Genomic DNA, 15591 nt, shown 5'->3' on the forward strand with positions numbered 1-15591 from the left:
ATAGAGGAGAAAGCATAAACACCGATTTTCGCAGTGCAAACGTTTGCAAAGAAATACAAAAAACTACATTTTCATTTTGTCAATATTTCGATTTTAACATACACTCGATGATTTTGCAACATGCAGCTATGGCAATAACTCTTTCCTAACCCAAACATATACGTTTCAATAAAATACACTTTTACAAGCATAAGAAAACCAACGCCAATCTCTATAAATATTTTTTATATAAAGACAACACACCTCTATTACAATCTATAACATCACATTTACATGCATTGTTTAAAAAGGAATCTAATCCGGAAAAATAGTATTGCAGAAAAAATAGAATAACACTGTAAACTACAAAGGCTTTTTTTAAGCGTATATTTTATCTTTAACAAGAGAGCCAAATCAAAATAAAAGTTAAGAAGAAAATATCAAAACAAAAAAAGAGAGCTGCATTAATGCAAACTCTCTTTTCTTTCCAAAAAATTAGTATATACGATTATACAATATTACAAAACACCTTGTGACATCATGGCTTTTGCAACTTTCATAAATCCTGCAATGTTTGCACCTTTCACGTAGTTAACAAAACCATTGCTGCTCTTACCATATTTCACGCAATTTTCGTGAATATCTTTCATAATAAGCTTCAGTCGATTGTCAACTTCTTCCTCCGTCCAACTCAAACGTTCAGAATTCTGACTCATCTCAAGTCCCGAAACGGATACTCCCCCTGCATTAGCTGCCTTACCGGGAGCATACAAGATAGCCGCATCAAGAAATACATTTACAGCCTCGGGTGTAGATGGCATATTAGCACCTTCCGAAACAGCAATAACCCCATTGGCGACAAGAGTTTTGGCATCATCTCCATTCAGTTCGTTTTGAGTGGCAGAAGGTAAAGCTATATCCGCTTTTTCGTTCCAGGGTCTGCCGCCTGCTACATATTTACAGTTATATTTCTCCGAATATTCACGGATACGTCCTCTGTAAAGTTCTTTCAGTTCTTTCACATACGCCAGCTTTTCGGCTGTGATTCCTTCGGGATCATAGATATAACCGTCTGAATCTGATAATGTCACCGGAATCGCACCCAATTCGATTAGCTTTTCACAGGTATACTGTGCAACATTACCCGATCCGGAAACCAAACATTTCTTACCTTTAATATCTATATTTTTGGTTTTCAACATTTCCAGCAAGAAGTAAACATTTCCATATCCGGTTGCTTCGGGACGGATAAGCGATCCTCCGAAAGTAAGTCCTTTTCCGGTAAATGTACCTGTAAATTCACGGGCCAGCTTTTTATACATACCGAACATAAATCCGACTTCACGGCCTCCGACACCTATATCTCCGGCAGGTACATCCGTATCGGGTCCGATATGACGCCAAAGCTCCGTAACGAATGCCTGGCAAAAACGCATAATTTCGGCATTTGATTTTCCTTTCGGATTGAAATCCGACCCTCCTTTACCACCACCCATAGGCAGAGTTGTCAGTGAGTTTTTGAAAGTCTGTTCAAATGCAAGAAACTTCAATATAGAAAGATTTACAGATGAGTGGAAACGAATTCCTCCTTTATACGGACCAATAGCATTGCTGTGTTGAACACGGTATCCCATATTGGTATGCACTTGTCCTTTGTCGTCAGTCCATGTCACACGAAACGAAAATATACGCTCCGGAATACAAAGACGTTCGATCAGATTCACTTTATCAAATTCAGGATGCTGATTATAAACCTCCTCAATAGACTCTAATACTTCGTGGACTGCCTGATGATACTCTGGTTCGTTAGGAAAGCGTCGTTTTAGTTCAGATAAAATTTGTTCTGTCTTCATTTTTAGTAAAAGAAATTATGTTTATGAATTATGTAGGTTCTAAAATAACATTATGACATACAAATATAGCATTTTTCCACAATAAAGCAACAAATAAGTTCAATCATACAGAATAAAGCTCACAACGACTAACTAAAAATTATAAATTGAGAAGAATAAAAACAAACCGAATTCATTTTGTCATGATTTTGCAAACCGGAGAATACATTTAGACAAAAAATCAGAATACAGAACAGACAGACAACACACATTTAACACCTTAACCAAAATTTAACAGATAAAAATGCATTTTTTCTATCAAAATATTTTTTCTAATCAAAATAAGTGTTACCTTTGTAACATCAAATTAAGACAAAGAATACCATGAATCTAAAACAGAAAAACAGGTATGCTTTGTCTTTTTTTATTAGGTTAATGGTTATCAATAAGGTTGTTTTAAAATTTTAGGTTATGAAAAGGTTATTTATTTTAGCAGCAGCTATATTTTCGTTAAGCGCTGCATCGTTCGCAAGTGATGGAGAGTATGCATTTCTTTCTAAATTAACAGAGAAAGACAAATTTGAAGGACTGGCTAATTATCTTCAGGCAGATTTTGAACAACAAAGATATTTGAAAGAAATATTTGCGTTGTCAAACAAAAAACTTGAAGCTGCATCTGTAGACGGAGCAATTTCTGAAGCAGATCTACAAAAAGCATTAGCTTTTAACTTGGCAAATACAAAAAGCGTATTATCGCGCGAACAGTATAAGAAATATCTTATAATGTTGAACATCACAGCCAATAATAGTAAGAGTGGAGAGTTTTTAGCTGAAAAATAAAGCTAAAAATTCTACCCAAATTACTTTTTTTCGAAAAGTACAAATACTCTATAATATTAATAGGATCAGATATCTGATTCTATTTTTTTTGTCCCGGAATCACATATCCACACCATACTTTACGAGTCGGCTCAGATCTCCAACCCGAAGAACAGCCGCATCCTCTACAAGATAAAGATCGTCGCTGATATCTACCACATATTTATACATATGGTCTGATATAATAATACCTTTTTTCGTTTTTTCGTTTCGAATCAGATCAACAAAAGCGGAAGCATTTATAGGAGACAAATGAGAAAAGGGTTCATCCAATATACAAAACTGAGAATTACTTTTCAGAATCAAATATATTTCGATAATTCTTACATTTCCACCCGACAAATGACATATCTTTGAATCTGTATACGAATAAAATTCATTAAAAATGCTGCAAAATTCATTATAATCCACACAAAAATCTCTGAATACAGAGGTGACTTTTAAATGCTTTGGTAAAAAATTAAATTGAGGCAACATCCTTAACTCAGCAGGATTGCGATAGTCACCGAACAAAATATTGCCATTTATTCTTACTGATTTTTTGCTTGTTCTAATATCCCCGAAAATAAGTTTAAATAAAGTAGATTTCCCGCAACCATTCCGACCCAAAACCCCAGTGACCCTTCCTGTCTCCGACTTCAGGTAAACATTACTCAAATTTAAGCTTTCGCCCCATCCGAACTGGACACTATCTATTTCAAGTACATTTTTCATAATGCAAAACTAAAGCCGATACAATTACAAATAAGTGAATTGATACATCTAACACAAAGGAGAATAACCACAACTTCTGCTTATCAACCCCGAGATTTTTATAATAATAAAACTCTCCTTTTTTATACTCTTTCATATAAAAGTAAACTAACACCATAGTCCCCAACTTAAACCAAAATAATGGTAGATAAACAGAAACACCCTCTCGATAAAAAAAAGAGGCACAGATCAACGTTATTACCAGAGAGAAAATCCCAAAAGATCTATAAAATGTAAAACATAATTTAAGATACCTCATTCAATACTTTTTCTATGACACACTTTATTCCAAAATCAAATATATTCAAAAAGACAAACTTTACTCATTTAAAAAGCACAAAAAAGGTCAAGCTATATTAAAAGCCCGACCCTTTTTATATTATAACTAAATTATTTACAGATTCATTTCGACGAAATAATATCGGTACTTCGTTTGATAAAACTGCTCAAAGCCTCACCTTTCAGCATATTATTTGAAAGCAGTGCCAGATCTATTAATTGCCTCATAATTGCACTTCCGGCAGCATATTCTACTACAGCATCCTTATCTTTCGCCTCTACATCTGAAAGAATCTGCTTAACCAATGGATGATTCGTATTCACGACCATTTTATAATGATCGGGCATATCCCCATAAAAAGCCATACCGGTTTGCAAAGCCGCCATTTCTTTCATCCTTCTCATATACTCATCCTGAGTAATCTGTATCGGCTGAACATTTTCTTTAAGCGGTTTATAATCAAATGAGAAGTCTACTTTATCAATAACGGGCAGTTGAGATTTAAAAGCTTCGTTCAATTTTTCTTTCTGCTCATCGTTCAGATCAGAATCTTTTAGATCTTCTTTCTTTATTATATTATCAATAATATCACTGTCTATGCGAACAAAACGACTTTTTTCGAATTTCGACTCCAACATTCCCGCTAAATGGACATCCAATTGCCCATCGAGGAGCAAGACATCGTACCCGTGTTCTTTTGCCGCATTAATATAAGAATACTGTTCTTCTTTATTATTTGTATACAGATAAACCAAAGTATCATCCTTATCGGTCTGATTTGCAGATATCAAAGTCTTGTACTCTTCAAAAGTGAAAATTTTAGAATCAACATTCTTCAAAAGACAGAATTTCTGAGCTCTGTCATAGAATTTTTCATCTGTAAGCATACCGTACTCGATAAATATCTTAAGACTATCCCACTTTTCCTCAAACTGCGGACGGTCATTTTTAAATATTTCCTCCAGGCGGTCAGCCACTTTTTTAGTAATGTGGTTTGATATTTTCTTTACATTATGATCGCTTTGCAAGTATGATCTCGACACATTCAACGGAATATCCGGAGAATCAATCACACCATGCAAAAGAGTCAAAAATTCGGGCACAATCCCTTCCACCGAGTCTGTAATAAATACCTGATTAGAATAAAGCTGAATCTTATTCTTATGAGGATCTACGTTTGGTTTCAGTTTCGGGAAATATAATATACCTGTCAGTTTGAACGGATAATCTACATTCAAATGTATCCAAAACAAAGGTTCATCCGTGAAAGGATACAACCCCTGATAAAATGTCTTATAATCTTCATCTTTCAACTCACTTGGCTTACGAGTCCACAACGGAGTAGTATCATTAATGACATTATCTTCATCAGCTTCAACCGATTTACCATCCTCCCATTTTGTTTTCTTTCCGAAAGCAATCGGTACAGGCAAGAATCGGCAATATTTCTTCAACAGACGCTCAATCTCGGCATTTTCAAGGAAGTTCTTATTTTCGTCATCGATATACAATACAATATCAGTACCCCTCTCCTGTTTATCGGCAGCCGAAATTGTAAATTCGGGACTACCATCACATGTCCATCTTACGGCAGGTTCATCTTTGTACGATTTAGTCACAACTTCCACTTGCTTAGAGACCATAAAAGACGAATAAAATCCTAATCCAAAATGTCCTATAATAGAATTAGCATCATCTTTGTATTTATCAAGGAATTCATTAGCCGAAGACAAAGCTATCTGATTCAAGTATTTATCAACCTCTTCGGCAGTCATACCGATACCTTTATCGGAAATGGTCAGAGTGCCTTTTTCTTTATCTACCGATATATGAATTGTAAGATCACCCAATTCTCCTTTAAATTCACCCAAAGATGAAAATGTCTTTAACTTCTGAGTCGCATCAACAGCATTAGAAACCAATTCTCTCAAGAAAATTTCATGATCGCTATACAAAAATTTCTTTATGATGGGGAAAATATTATCTGTGGTAACCCCAATTTGACCTTTTTTCTCTTCCATAATTATTATATATATATGAATTTTACTACTATTTCGGTTTCATCCACATTACACCGTCAAAAAAAATGCCAACAATCAAAATCCTGCCATTTTGACAAAATAAATAGATTTTTCAATCAAACACCAAAACCAACATAAATTTTATCTATACCGCATAACACTCTTTTCAAAACCACTCAATAAAATGCAAAAAATTAAATACCAATACATTACTACTATCACAAATTCAATATTAACATTTATTTCACTAAATAAGTCATATTTTATTTCTTTGATTCAGAAAAGATTGTAAATTTGTAATATTGGTTAATCCAATAAATATTATATATAATTATGGACGTTGCTTTCGGGCAACATAAAAGGGGAATAATTATGAGTACAAACACTACAGACGCAAATGGTTTTGAGAGAAAACTTATTGCATTACAGAACAATATGTTGAATTTTGCTATGACTCTTACAACAAATAGAGAAGAAGCAAAAGATTTGTTACAGGAAACCACTCTGAGAGCATTAGATAATAAAGAAAAGTATTATGAAAATGTAAATTTCAAGGGTTGGGTTTTCACTATAATGCACAACATTTTTGTAAATAATTACAGAAGAATAGTCCGCACACAAACCGTTGTGGATCAGACCGAAAATTTATATCACTTAAACCTGCCTCAGGATTCAGGTTTTGACACTCCCGAAGGAGCTTATACCATTGCCGAAATTACAAAGGCTATAAACAGCTTTACCAATGAATATAAGATTCCGTTCTCGATGCATGTTTCGGGTTACAAATACGAAGAAATAGCTCAAACCCTATCTTTACCGATAGGCACAGTAAAAAGTCGTATCTTCTTTGCCCGCAAGAGATTACAGGAAATGCTAAGTGATTATAAATATCAGGATAGAGAATAAGAGGCCTGAAACCTCAAAAAAAGTATAACAAGAGCCGCAGTAATCTATTTTTCTGCGGCTCTTTAAGGTCTCAGACCTTTTATAAACTTTTGCAAATATAAAGACAACAGTTAGTTGCCACTTTCAAGACAATGACATTAACTATCTTCTGTTGTCTGCAAAAACAAAACATTCCACATAAGATGAAAAAATATCTAATAATAATCTGCTCCATCGTATTAGCTTTGACTACGAATGCTCAGAGCAAGCAGGAAAAAGGGCAAGGCAAGGTAGTAAAAGTGACAGCAACCAACTACAATCAGGAAATAGCCGAAGGGATAGTCATAGTTGACTATTGGGCTCCATGGTGTGGCCCCTGCCGTAAACTAGAACCTATACTGAAAAGTCTGGCAGCGGAAAAAAACATCAAGATCGGAAAACTGAATGTCGATGAAAATAAGTCATTCACTACAGCAAAAAAGATTTCGACAATACCCACTATGCTTATTTATAAAAACGGGAAAGAAGTAGAACATCTCACCGGACTTTACACGAAAGAAGAATTAACAAAGATATTGGACAAGTACCTGTAAACAAATAGAGAGCATTAAAAAATGCTCTCTATTTTATAAATATCACATAAACCCAACTATCAGATAAGGCTTTCCTGTATATTATTAAAAACAATCTTTAGGATCGAGCGCACCTGATTAAGCCCTTCCTCGTCTATTCCAGCCAAGGCATAATGCATGGTCTCATTTACCGCTCTATTTGCTTCATCTTTTATACTCTCGCCTTTGGGTGTCAAAAAGATCAAATTAGAACGCCTATCGGCTGGTGTAGCATGACGTTCTACCAAACCCTGCTTAACCAGATTATCGACCAAACGGGTCATACTCGGTTTATCTTTAAAGGTCGCATCGCAGAGTTTTTGCTGCGAAACTCCATCCTGCCTCCACAGAAAGGACAACACAGTCCATTGCTCCGGAGTAATATCAACACCTGCCTTTCGGAAATTGCGATACATCTTTCGGTTTATCGCCATCGACACTTTCCCATTAATGATGGGGAAAATATACTCAGGATCTATCAATTCACTATTATCTTGCTTCATCTTATAATTATCTAAGTAACAGAAAGTATTCAACAATATACTTTTGATTCAAGGTTTCATATCTATTTATTATCCATCCAAGTATGCCAACAATAGGTCGTTATTACTTTAATACGATATCGACACCTACTGATACTTATAATACGTTTCGGATGTTTGACCTTGCCAAAATAATAAAAAGGACTGAAACCTTTAGCCCGAAAAACAAAAATACAATATCTTAGCGTTTATCTGAAAAGTTTTGAGCGGTTATTTTGTTTTTCGGGGATTAAATCTTAACTTTGCGCCTCGAAAAACATTATTGTTTAACAGATTATAATTAATTATTTATGAACCATTACGAAACCGTTTTCATTTTGACTCCCGTTTTGTCTGATGTACAGATGAAGGAAGCGGTAGAAAAATTCAAAGGTATCCTTGTTGGTGAGGGTGCGACTATCGTGAACGAAGAGCATTGGGGGCTTAAGAAATTAGCTTACCCAATCCAAAAGAAATCTACAGGATTTTATGCATTCATCGAGTTCGATGCAGAACCAGCTGTTATCGAAAAATTAGAGCTTCAATATCGTCGTGACGAAAAAGTTATCCGTTTCTTAACTTTCCGCCAAGATAAATACGCTCATCAATATGCAGAAAAAAGAAGAGGTTTAAGATCATCAACTAAAAAAGAAAATTAATCATGGCACAACAATCAGAAATCAGATATTTGACTCCTCCTTCAGTAGATGTCAAAAAGAAAAAATACTGCCGTTTCAAGAAAAGTGGTATCAAATATATCGACTACAAAGATCCTGAATTCTTGAAAAAATTCTTGAACGAACAAGGCAAAATCTTACCTCGTCGTATTACCGGTACATCGTTGAAATTTCAACGCCGTATAGCTCAAGCTGTAAAGAGATCTCGTCATTTGGCGTTGCTTCCTTACGTAACTGATATGATGAAATAATTTAAAACAGGAGGAAAAATTATGCAAGTTATATTGAAAGAAGACGTAACCAACCTAGGTTACAAAGACGATGTAGTAACGGTAAAGGACGGATACGGACGTAACTATCTATTACCTCAGGGTAAAGCTGTTATAGCTACAGAATCTGCAAAAAAAGTATTAGCTGAAAACTTAAGACAACGTGCTCACAAACTAGAAAAAATCAAACAAGACGCTCAGGCTCTTGCGGCGAAACTAGAAGGAGTTGCTTTGACTATCGGTGCTAAAACAAGCTCAACTGGTACAATTTTCGGTTCGGTTACAAACATTCAGGTTTCTGAAGCTTTGGCAAAACAAGGTTTCGAAGTAGACCGCAAAGTTATTGTAATCAAAGATGCAGTTAAAGAAGTTGGTTCGTACAAAGCTCTATTAAAACTTCACAAAGAAGTTTCAGTAGAAGTTCCATTCGAAGTAGTTTCGGAATAAGAGGCTTTAGAGCAATCTAAAATATATAAAAAAGGATTATCCTATTGGGTAATCCTTTTTTCGTATATATGCTGCCCTTTTTTTCTTTTTTATCTATAGACAAAGTGTTCTTTAGATTGCTGCAAAAAATCAGAGAAAAGGCATCATTAAAGAAAGCACAAGTTTACTGTAACTTTTGTTACCTTTCGAGGATATTTCGTAGGGGCGTATAATTATACACCAGAATTTAAAAACATCGGGCGAAATATTTTTCACCCCTACGGGCATGATTGGGTTCAATGGTGAAGATGGCATCTGAAGTAAAACGAAGAGTTACTTTTGTTACCTTTTATCTAATTATACAAGAGCAAGATATTGAATGTAAGAACATACATTTTTTTTATCTAAAAAAGAAGTCGTACTTTTGCACCAGTATGAATAATAAATAGGTCTGAGACCTTAAAAAGTAATTCGATGAATTTTGTTGAAGAATTAAAATGGCGTGGTATGATTCACGAGATCATGCCGGGAACTGAAGAACAACTTCAGAAAGAATTAACTTCGGGGTACGTAGGTATAGACCCTACAGCCGACTCATTGCATATCGGCCACCTTGTCGGAGTTATGATCTTAAAGCATTTTCAACGTGCCGGACATCGTCCTCTTGCCCTTATCGGAGGTGCAACAGGTATGATTGGCGATCCATCAATGAAATCACAGGAAAGAAACCTTCTGGATGAAGAAACCCTTCGCCGTAATCAAGAAGGTATCAAAAAACAATTAGCCAAATTCCTTGATTTCGAGTCCGATGCACCAAACAAAGCTGTGTTAGTTAACAACTATGACTGGATGAAAGATTATTCGTTTTTGAATTTTATCCGTGATATAGGTAAGCACATCACTGTGAACTATATGATGGCAAAAGATTCTGTAAAAAAACGATTGAACGGAGAATCTTCGGAAGGTATGTCATTCACCGAATTCTCATATCAACTACTGCAAGGATACGATTATCTGCACTTATATAACGAATATGGCTGCCGCATACAAATGGGTGGTTCTGATCAATGGGGAAACATCACTACCGGAACTGAACTTATCCGCCGCAAAACAGGAGGCGAAGCATTTGCGCTTGTCTGCCCTTTGATAACAAAAGCCGATGGTACTAAGTTCGGTAAAACCGAATCAGGAAACGTATGGCTCGACAGACGCTACACATCACCTTACAAATTCTACCAATTCTGGCTGAATGTAAGTGATGCAGATGCAGAACGTTATATTAAGATATTTACCTCTTTGAGCAAAGAAGAGATCGAAGCATTAGCGACAGCTCAAAAAGAAGCAGCTCACTTGCGCCCTCTTCAGAAAAAGCTTGCCGAAGAGCTGACAGTGATGGTACACTCGAAAGAAGACTACGATCAGGCAGTAAAAGCATCAGCTATATTATTCGGCAATTCGACTGCGGATGACCTTAAAACATTAGACGAGGAAACTCTTCTTCAAGTATTCGAAGGCGTACCTCAGTATGAAATATCCAAAGCTGATTTGGCTGACGGAATTCATGCATCGGAGCTATTAACTCAAACAGCAGCTGTATTTCCATCAAGAGGGGAAATGAAAAAGCTAGTACAATCCGGAGGTGTCATGATTAATAAGAATAAGCTCGAAAGTGCTGAAGAATCAATTGATCTTTCGTATTTAATCGGAGGAAAGTATATTCTTGCACAAAAAGGTAAGAAAAATTACTTTTTATTGATTGCAAAATAAAAAAACAATCTATACTTTTGCATTGCCTTAATAAAGCAATGCATATTGTCTCATGGTGTAACGGTAGCACAGCAGATTCTGGTTCTGTTTGTCTGGGTTCGAATCCTAGTGAGACAACAAAAAAAAGCTGATAATCAATCAATTATCAGCTTTTTTTATTTAAAATCAACAATCACTCATCCTTTTCAAAATTAGATTCGACATATTCTTTGGGTGACATTCCGTAAAACTCACGAAATGAGCTTGAAAAGTGTGATAAGTTAGAAAAGCCTGTTGCGTAAGCCACTTCTGAAATAGAAAGCTTCTTATTAGCCAAAAGTAATGCAGCCTGCTTCAGTCTTATACTTTTAATAAAATCACGTGCCGACTGGTTTGTAAGCTCCTTTAGTTTTCGGTGCATATGTACACGGCTCATACCAACATTTGTAGCAAGCATTTCGACACTCAACTCTGGATTGGACAAATTCTCATTGATGATCTTCATTATTCTCTCCATCAGTATTTCATCGGAAGATTTCATTTCTATATTCTGAACCATCTCCTCAGGGTACTGCATTCCGCTAAATTTCGTCTTAAGACGGGCTCTGTTTTCCAGTAAGTTCGTGATAGTGTATCTCAGCATCTCTGTGTTAAAAGGTTTCGACACATAGGCATCCGCGCCAACATCAAGTCCTTCTATCTTATTCTCAGGAGTAGATCTCGCAGTCAATAATATAACGGGAATATGATTGATATTGATATTCTGCTTTATTTTCCTTACAAGAGTTATTCCATCCATTTGCGGCATCATTACATCACTTATAATCAAATCCGGCTGTTTGATCAAAGCAATATCCAGCGCCTTCTTACCGTTTTCACAGACGATGATCTTATATTCGGAAATCAATTCACTTTTTATATAATCTCTAATCTCATCCTCATCTTCAACTATCAGAATAGTGTATTTTGTCCGGGGCTTTATTTTCGAATCGGAATCACTCTCAATAACCGAGTTCGACAATTCGTTCGAAACGGTTGTCGTAAATTTATTCTCTTCCTGTGATTTGATTTCTCCGTTTTCTTCCAGTTCCTGAGCTCTTAAATGATCGCTGCCCAAAGGAATACGAACTATAAAACGAGTACCCGGCATATCAGACCTGTTTTCAGCCTGTATCGAGCCATAATGGAGATGAACTAAAGACCTTGTCAGATGCAAACCGATACCGGTTCCGAAATTAGCATTTGTGAAATCATTGCTTATTTGATAAAAACGCTCAAAAATCTGTTCGATCTTATCTTTATCTATGCCTATTCCATCATCCTGAATAACTATCTCGAAATATCTACGCAGAGGACTTTTTACCATATCATCCTTACCTGTAGATAATTCAATAGAAATATTACCATTATCCGGGGTATACTTAAAGGCATTTGATAAAATATTAAGAAGTATTTTATCAAAGTTATTAAGATCTATCCAAACATTGAGCTTATCTTCTTTGTGTGTAAAATTAAAACTGATATTTTTTCGCTGAGCCAGATATTCAAATGTCATCATCAGATCTTCAATAAATCCAACAATATCGGTTTCCCTGAAATGAAGTTGCATCTGTCCTTTATCCAATTTGCGAATATCCATCAACTGATTTATCAATCGTAATATCCGCTGAGCATTCCGATAAATCATCACATAGGTCTTTTGCAGTTTAGCATCCTTATTATCAACTATCAACTTTTCCATCGGGTTGATGATCAATGTCATTGGTGTACGTATTTCATGTGATATATTTATAAAAAACTGTAGTTTGGCTTCATTTATCTGCTCCTGATGCTCTCTTTTCAAAGCTTCCTGACGATGCTGCATCCGGCTATAAATGTAGTTTACAACAAACAAAATCAACAATACAATCAAAATAGCATAACCCGCATATGCCCATGGAGACTGATACCAAGGTGGAGAAATTACAATTTTAATCGTTTTTATCTCGGAATAGTTATCATAATCATGAGCCCTCAGCTTAAATGTATACGTTCCGGGACTAAGGTTTGTGTATGTGACCCGATTGATCCCCGGATAAGAATTAGTCCAGTCCTTGTTTATCTCTTCTATCATATATTGATAGATAATTCTCTCCGGATTTGTAAATTCGAGAGCTGAAAATTCAATACTGAAAGTATTATCATTATATCCCAGATGAAATTCATCGGCATCTTGCACCGAGGTAGAAACAATATCATCCCCACCCGACTGGTCTCCCCTTTTTACCGCATGATTAAATACATAAAAGTCGGTTATCAGGACATGGAGCTGCTTCTTTGTTTCGATAATATCTTCCGGAAAGAAATTTGTCACACCATATATTCCGCCAAAATACATTTTTCCTTTACTATCTTTAAATCTAGCTCCACGGGTAAATTCATTCCCTTGCAACCCATCTCCGGCATAATAATTTACAAATCGGTTCTCATCAATTATAAACTTATTGATTCCGGCATAAGTACTAATCCACATATTTCCATCCCGATCTTCACATATTCCGCAAATAACATTGCTCGACAGTCCATCTTTGGTCGTATACTTTTTGAGGGTCTGATCTTTCTTATTGAATACACTAAGCCCATCCGTTGCACCTATCCAAATATTACCAATTACATCTTCCAATAGGCAATACACTACATGCCCCGGTTGTATGGTATTTGTATTCAAATATTTAATAAAGGTATTCTTCACCGGATCAAAACAACTGACACCTTTGTAATGAGCAATCCAAATCAAACCCTGACTATCCACCAGAATATCGTTAATCCAATCGTTACCTAATTCATCTACCGAAAAATCGTCATTTTCACTTTTATGCGATTCATAATGAGTCAATTTCCCGGTCTCCAGACTCATCTTATAAATGCCTGCACCATAAGTCCCTATTAACAGGTTCTTATGATTATCTTCTCTTATACAATAAATCTTATCATTGACCAATTCTTTTATATACTGACAATTACCTGTTTTACGATCCAATTTAGCCAACCCTTTTGTATATGAACCGACCCATAAATTATCGTTCGAATCTTCATAAATACTAAGTATTGTATTGGATATCGAAACAGGTGATGATGTCTGGCTATAATGAACAACTCTCTCCCCTTCATCATTGACTCCATAAATGCCCTCGTTGTTTGTTCCGATCCACAGAATACCCTCCTGATCTTTATAAATAGACATTACAGAACTAGCTCCGATAGGATTATTCTTTATTGATTTCAAACCATAGTAACTAAACTTATTCTTAGTGTTCGGTATAAAAATAATCCCTTTCTGAGAAACACCCAGCCACAGATTATCGTCCTTGTCTTGGAGAATAGAATAAATCTTTCCTTTGGTAAAGTCGATAAGAGCAGAGCCCGATTCATAATCTTCCACAACATTCTTTTCCGAATTGTAGTATTTTAAGCCCTGCCCCTCTGTACCTATATACAAAAGATTTTCTTTACTGACCAACAGGTCCTTAACCATCAACGGAAGTCCTTTATTATAAGGAACAACCTCAAAATTTTTAGTTTTCTGATTATATTTGTTTAGCCCTCCCGTTAAAGTGCCCACAAATAAGTTCCCCTGCCTGTCTTCCGCTATAGACGATATATTATTGCTCATAATTCTGCTCGGAGCAGTAAACGTTTGAATCTTACCTGTTTTAGGAGAATACAGATTCAATCCGTCATTTTCGGAGCCTATCCATAAATTTCCATGAGAGTCTTCAAATATAAGATATAGATAATTACTGGTAAGAATATCCCTCAAGCGGACTTCTGCCCGAACTTCATCCTTATGTTTTTTTATAGAGAAGGCACCTTGTCCTGATGTCGTAATCCATATCTCCTTATTACGGGTTTCGATAATACGGGTCACATGCGGATTCACTCGCTTATCTCCGTTGTACATAGGTATTTCTTTGAAAGAATCAGAAGCCCTGTCGTATATCATCAACCCATCAATACATCCGATCCAAAAATTTCCTGAACTATCTTCAAAAACCGTTCTGACATAATCGTTCTTTAAAGAAGACTCATCTTCGGGTATATGCTTATAGGTCGAGAACTTCATCCCATCGAATTTATTCAATCCGTTCTCCGTTGCTATCCAGATAAAGCCGCGTTTATCCTGATATATCTGATTTATCAAACTACTTGACAAATTTTCATCGGGAGAATAGAATCTGCCTATCTGAGCTAAAACAGGAGTATAATCGATAAGCAGAAACAAAAACAAAACAATAAGGAAATTTAATCTTATGTTTTTACAGGTCATAGATATTAAAAGATTAAGAAACAACAAGAACTAAGGCATTATACCTTTTTATTGATTTGGTAAGTATAACAATCAAAGCTTATTATTAATTAGAAATGTATAATCAAATACATTTATTTACTTAATATAGCATACACTAAGGCTTTTACTCTAGGATCTAGATTACCGGAACCAAAATTACTCTAAGGTACGAATCCCTTAGAAAAGGCTATACACAAATATAGAAAATTAAAAGGATTTAAAAGGATTTTACCCCTGTATGTAACATTGGGAAAAGAAAATGTTACACTTTCTTCAAGCCATGTAACACAAGCACGATTATCTGATGCACCAAAACAATAAATTAAAAAGATATATTCATAGGTTTGTATTTCATAAATAAGGTCTCAGACCGACCTATAACTTT

The 15591-nt window shown here is 35.6% G+C and carries 12 protein-coding genes and 1 tRNA gene; 8 read left to right on the top strand and 5 right to left on the bottom strand.

Going from position 1 to position 15591, the window contains the following annotated elements; all coding sequences use genetic code 11:
• Nucleotides 1–497 precede the first annotated feature (497 nt).
• Nucleotides 498–1832: an NADP-specific glutamate dehydrogenase gene (locus tag AABJ51_RS10830; protein ID WP_338372551.1), complete on the bottom strand. Its 1335-nt coding sequence runs from the start codon at nucleotides 1830–1832 to the stop codon at nucleotides 498–500.
• A 450-nt stretch (nucleotides 1833–2282) separates the two neighbouring features.
• Between AABJ51_RS10830 and AABJ51_RS10835 the strand changes: the two genes are divergently transcribed.
• A complete protein-coding gene (locus AABJ51_RS10835; RefSeq protein ID WP_026626120.1) occupies nucleotides 2283–2651 on the top strand; it encodes a hypothetical protein in 369 nt (122 codons plus the stop codon).
• Nucleotides 2652–2750: 99 nt separating this feature from the next.
• Here AABJ51_RS10835 and AABJ51_RS10840 read toward each other — a convergent pair whose 3' ends face one another.
• On the bottom strand, nucleotides 2751–3404 hold the full coding sequence (locus tag AABJ51_RS10840) for an ATP-binding cassette domain-containing protein (protein ID WP_338372553.1): 654 nt from the start codon (nucleotides 3402–3404) through the stop codon (nucleotides 2751–2753).
• Between the two features lie 441 nt (nucleotides 3405–3845).
• Entirely contained in the window at nucleotides 3846–5744 is a 1899-nt protein-coding gene (gene htpG / locus AABJ51_RS10845) for a molecular chaperone HtpG (protein WP_338372554.1), read from the bottom strand.
• 372 nt (nucleotides 5745–6116) lie between these two features.
• Here htpG and AABJ51_RS10850 point away from each other — a divergent pair, with 372 nt between their 5' ends.
• Together AABJ51_RS10850 and trxA are read left to right on the top strand one after the other, a co-directional pair.
• Complete coding sequence (locus tag AABJ51_RS10850) at nucleotides 6117–6650, top strand: RNA polymerase sigma factor (protein ID WP_026626117.1); 534 nt, start codon at nucleotides 6117–6119, stop codon at nucleotides 6648–6650.
• A gap of 182 nt (nucleotides 6651–6832) precedes the next feature.
• Nucleotides 6833–7222, top strand: coding sequence for a thioredoxin (gene trxA / locus AABJ51_RS10855; protein ID WP_051290666.1), 390 nt, complete (start codon nucleotides 6833–6835; stop codon nucleotides 7220–7222).
• A gap of 59 nt (nucleotides 7223–7281) precedes the next feature.
• On the opposite strand, the gene AABJ51_RS10860 is transcribed toward trxA, so the two are convergent.
• Nucleotides 7282–7743 (bottom strand): MarR family winged helix-turn-helix transcriptional regulator, encoded by a 462-nt coding sequence (locus AABJ51_RS10860; protein ID WP_051290665.1) that lies wholly within the window; start codon nucleotides 7741–7743, stop codon nucleotides 7282–7284.
• Between the two features lie 329 nt (nucleotides 7744–8072).
• On the opposite strand from AABJ51_RS10860, the gene rpsF reads away from it, so the two are divergent.
• From rpsF to AABJ51_RS10885, 5 genes are all read left to right on the top strand, one after another.
• Entirely contained in the window at nucleotides 8073–8420 is a 348-nt protein-coding gene (rpsF, locus tag AABJ51_RS10865) for a 30S ribosomal protein S6 (RefSeq protein WP_026626114.1), read from the top strand.
• Complete coding sequence (gene rpsR / locus AABJ51_RS10870; RefSeq protein WP_175552611.1) at nucleotides 8420–8689, top strand: 30S ribosomal protein S18; 270 nt, start codon at nucleotides 8420–8422, stop codon at nucleotides 8687–8689. The genes rpsF and rpsR overlap by 1 nt, the downstream gene beginning before the upstream one ends.
• A 21-nt stretch (nucleotides 8690–8710) precedes the next feature.
• Nucleotides 8711–9154, top strand: coding sequence for a 50S ribosomal protein L9 (gene rplI / locus AABJ51_RS10875; RefSeq protein WP_026626112.1), 444 nt, complete (start codon nucleotides 8711–8713; stop codon nucleotides 9152–9154).
• Nucleotides 9155–9607: 453 nt separating this feature from the next.
• Nucleotides 9608–10900, top strand: coding sequence for a tyrosine--tRNA ligase (gene tyrS / locus AABJ51_RS10880; RefSeq protein WP_338372556.1), 1293 nt, complete (start codon nucleotides 9608–9610; stop codon nucleotides 10898–10900).
• Between the two features lie 46 nt (nucleotides 10901–10946).
• Nucleotides 10947–11017 (top strand) — tRNA-Gln (locus tag AABJ51_RS10885).
• A 55-nt stretch (nucleotides 11018–11072) separates the two neighbouring features.
• On the opposite strand, the gene AABJ51_RS10890 is transcribed toward AABJ51_RS10885, so the two are convergent.
• A complete protein-coding gene (locus AABJ51_RS10890) occupies nucleotides 11073–15185 on the bottom strand; it encodes a hybrid sensor histidine kinase/response regulator transcription factor (RefSeq protein ID WP_338372557.1) in 4113 nt (1370 codons plus the stop codon).
• Nucleotides 15186–15591: the final 406 nt, after the last annotated feature.

This window comes from Indolivaga capnocytophagoides, assembly GCF_036511535.1.
GTDB lineage: Bacteria > Bacteroidota > Bacteroidia > Bacteroidales > Dysgonomonadaceae > Dysgonomonas_A > Dysgonomonas_A capnocytophagoides.